Raw genomic sequence first — 3,942 nt, forward strand, 5'->3', positions numbered from 1 at the left:
ACCATTTTTAAACACAAGAGCCTCATCATACACCCAGCAATTGCCATCATGAGAGAGGTTATCTTCCTTTTCAATAAAGCCGCCTAAGGTACCTGCTTTGATATCAGAAAAGTCTTTTAATGCTTTAATGCGATAAAGGGTATGATTACCAAATACACGCGTTTCATTTGTGAGTGCAAACTTCTTTTGCATGAGCACAATTCCTTTATAAAGAGATTTAATTTTTAAATGAGATGTTTAAAGGAGGGCGCCCCCACCGCGCCCACGCGTTATTTAAGCAGCGTCTTTTAGTGACTGATTATCATCACAGATATCATTACGAATTTTTGCACGGCTATTCACAACAGCATTGCCATAAATTTGCACATGATGATCAATATTTGATTTGCCATAGACCTTGGCATGATCATAAATCCTTACAAAGCAACCAACACGAGCCGAGCCAGAAACCTTGGCATGACCATAGATACTTGAATAATCCTTAATCCAAGCATTACAAAAAACATGGGCATTATCATAAACGCGCGCCCAGACATAAATGCGTGACTTGCCATACACACGAGCATTGCCAAAAATATAGCCACAAACATAGGCACTTTCATAGACACGGGCATTGTCATAAACCTTGGCACCATTAGAAATAGTAGCGTTATCACTGATTACGGCATTACCATAAACATGCCCACAGACCTTAGCGTTATCATGAATTTTTGCATTATCATAAATATGAGCGGTTGTATCAAAAACCAATGCCTTGCCATTAACGATAGCATTGCCATACACCTTGGCACCTCTGAAGATTTTCGCATCATTATAGATTTTAGCATTTTCATAAACAGTTGCATTGAAAAGAACCGCGGCATTATCATAGACCCAGCAATTGCCATCATGGGATAAGTTACTTTCATTTTCAATAAAACCGCCGAGGTCCCCCGCCTTAACATCATCAAAATCTCTTAGAGCACGTATACGGTGTAAAGTAAGACCATCAAAAGTGAATTTTTCATTGGTAAATTCGTATTTTTTTGCAGGCTCTTGTTGATTAACAGGCGCGGTTTCATTTGCAATGGAAGAGATAACGGGGGTATTTTTTGATATAGTTGTCATAATTAAATCCTACATGTTTATAATTTTGAATTAACACCCTATAAGGATGCCGGGCGCTCAAAACACGGCATGTAGTCCGTTGTTACGCTTTTCCCATAAAAGGGTATTGTATAGCGTAACTACACCCGACAAAATCACTATATATGCTAACAAAAGCATAAAAGATAGTCAGTTTTTAATAGGATTAGGTTTATCGTAACCTCTTCGCTACATGTTTAGTGTTTTGATCACTTAATTATTTATATAGCAAAATACGTATTTATTGTCAAATAATATTTTATCTTTTTTGATATTTTTTTGTATTTTTTAAATACGTTGTGTATTGATAATATCTTATGCCTATTAATTGCTTCTTTTATATTTATGTGCTTTTAAAGCTATATTACGGGCTTTGTGAAACGATTGCGTATTTTCTGAATCTATACATTTATAATATTTAGAAACGCTCTCATAATGCGTATTTTTAGCTTTATAACCTATCATTTTTTTACTAAATGAATTTTAAATTTTTTGTGAATTTTGTTTATAAGGGGCTCTAATTTAAACGACCTTAATAGCACCGCGCTCTTATAACAAATGCTTTCATTTGCATTTTTGCTTTCTCTATAGCTGTTATGTTCTTTACAGCCATGGCATCATTTTTCAGTTTCATAAGAGAAACGATAAATAGGATAATTGTGATTTATTGCCTGTTATGAAAACACTTATGAAAACATCTCAATAGAAACTGATCATTATAGAGATGAGCAAAATCCCTTTTAATAAACTTTTGTCATTTTTGTCAGTTCTTTTTAGAACCTATATTATTTTTTTTAATGAGAGAAAATTAAAATCATTATATTTCAATAAGTTAAGTTTTATGAATTTTTCAAAATACAACTTATTAAAACAGCCATAACAAATAAATACAACTGTAAATATATATTTGTCAGTTTGTGTCAGTACATTGAATCGTCAAAAGTGATCATTTAGTGAATGATTAAAACATGTCTTATGAGAGTATGTGATCCTTTAAAGCCTTTCAAAAGATGGTTTATAACTCATAAGAAATGCTATCAAGATCATTAGGTTATGAGTTTTGACGGTTCCCTCTTTTAGATAAAAAAACGATAAAAAGTAAAAACGTTATTTTTCAATGTGTTAATATTTTACAGATCTTAAAAAACAACCTCTATTGATAACACAACCTATAAATTCAACTAATAATATACGTTTTGAAGGGGTTTTGACGGTTTTTATACCTTCAAAACCTATAAGAAAAGTGAATATACATAACCCTCTTTAAATAAAGCTTCTGATAACAATAAAGCTATCATTTTAGATTACGGTATAATCTTTTAAAGGCAATGTAAAAGAAGCGTATTCACTTTAAGATGGGATTTCTTAAAAGTTTTAAAGTAATCCAAATAAGAGTATTTAAAAGTGCAAATGATTTCTTTTTAGAATAACGCATATAAACTATTATTTAAAAAAGGGATACTCAATAATAATTAAGTCAATAAGTTATATTAATAATGAGAATTTTATTCTTTATTGATTTTATTAGTTTTTTTCTCTATCCCTCATCTTTTTGAAGCTTTTTTATAGCTTCAAGAGCGAGTTTTTTACGGTCTGCGCTCTTTATGTAGAGAAAAGTTAGAGTATTTTTAACTTTTCATATAATTATTCTTTGAAAAGGTCAGAGTGCGTTCCTGTACGAATAAGATGTAATTTATCTCCTTCTATTCTATAAATAAGCAGCCAATCTGGTTCGATATGAATATCATGATATCCTACCCAATCGCCTTTTAGTGGATGATCACAGTAATGTCTTGGTAATGGCTTTTCTTCAATTAGAAGACTCAATAGTGTACGCAGCTTATTCATATTTTTACCGCGTTTTTCCGCTTTGCGCACGTCACGTTTAAATTGTCTTGAGCGGACGGGTATCAGCATATTAAATGCCTAAATCCTTAAAAAGGGCATCAGCGTTTTTAAATGTCTTACCTTTACCTTCATCTAATTCCTTTATAGCTTTACGTGTGACACTATTAGGTACTTTAAGATCAAAAGGCAAACAACCTTCTTCAGCGACACGCAAAAATGTTATGCGGATAAGGTCTGATGCACTTAATCCCATACGTTCTAAATTAATCATCGCTTGTTTTTTCATTTTAGCAGGAATGCGAGCGCGAACAACAGAATCGGCTTTCATGATTTGTATCTCCATTTAAAACCTTTATCATAGTGTAGCTACACTGTGACTTCAAGTCAATTTTTTAGAATTAAAAACCCTCTGGATAGCAGGTATGGCAAAAAAAACTCCACGAAAAGAATCCTTGATTCGCAATAATTAAGAGGAATGTTGCAAAATCCTATTCTCTTAACTTTATTTTGTTATCCCTCATAGAAAGAAGATTATATCTAATCAACTTAACAAGAGAGGTATAGATTATGGTTATAAGCTCTATACCCCTTGTGAGATTAACATACCCATTATGTGAGCATGCTTTATAAGTTATTCAGTTTCTCTTATTTCCAATTTTGGTAAGTTCTTAACAATTTTCATTGTTTCTAAACTTACAGTGATAACCCTTTGAAATAACTCTAGAGGGTAGGCAGGGTTACCAATGGTTTCAACAGCATAGTGATTGGCATCATTCACAATACCACTCTTTTTATCTGTTTTTACACATTGACGCCCCATAAACCATTCAAGAGCAGGCTTGCCATTGACGATATACTCATAAGCTTCAAGAGGGATATCTGTTATTGTGATATTGCTGTTATAAATAACAGTTGATTTATCCTTTTCCTTACTATTCTTAATTTTTGCAAATTTTATTTCAGTTACAT

General features: G+C 32.4%; 4 protein-coding genes and 1 pseudogene. All 5 read right to left on the bottom strand.

The features are described 5' to 3' along the window. Nucleotides 1-192 (bottom strand): annotated as a pseudogene (locus tag ACFIMC_RS01405) (hypothetical protein); the annotation flags it as partial. An 81-nt stretch (nucleotides 193-273) separates the two neighbouring features. Then, on the bottom strand, nucleotides 274-1,107 hold the full coding sequence (locus ACFIMC_RS01410) for a hypothetical protein (RefSeq protein WP_375678130.1): 834 nt from the start codon (nucleotides 1,105-1,107) through the stop codon (nucleotides 274-276). 1,662 nt (nucleotides 1,108-2,769) lie between these two features. Further along, entirely contained in the window at nucleotides 2,770-3,042 is a 273-nt protein-coding gene (locus ACFIMC_RS01415; protein WP_375630510.1) for a type II toxin-antitoxin system YafQ family toxin, read from the bottom strand. A gap of 1 nt (nucleotide 3,043) precedes the next feature. Continuing rightward, entirely contained in the window at nucleotides 3,044-3,301 is a 258-nt protein-coding gene (locus ACFIMC_RS01420; RefSeq protein WP_375641073.1) for a type II toxin-antitoxin system RelB/DinJ family antitoxin, read from the bottom strand. Nucleotides 3,302-3,604: 303 nt separating this feature from the next. After that, nucleotides 3,605-3,942, bottom strand: a 338-nt coding sequence (locus tag ACFIMC_RS01425; protein ID WP_375680724.1) for a type ISP restriction/modification enzyme, incomplete at its 5' end; no start/stop codon positions are given.

The organism is Bartonella sp. AP21QHHD, assembly GCF_042196205.1.
GTDB lineage: Bacteria > Pseudomonadota > Alphaproteobacteria > Rhizobiales > Rhizobiaceae > Bartonella.

What these genes read in the sequence shown, in the direction of transcription:
- ACFIMC_RS01410 (WP_375678130.1), bottom strand. Translation starts at nt 1,107, where the DNA reads ATGACAACTATATCAAAAAATACCCCCGTTATCTCTTCCATTGCAAAT.
- ACFIMC_RS01415 (WP_375630510.1), bottom strand. Translation starts at nt 3,042, where the DNA reads ATGCTGATACCCGTCCGCTCAAGACAATTTAAACGTGACGTGCGCAAA.
- ACFIMC_RS01420 (WP_375641073.1), bottom strand. Translation starts at nt 3,301, where the DNA reads ATGAAAGCCGATTCTGTTGTTCGCGCTCGCATTCCTGCTAAAATGAAA.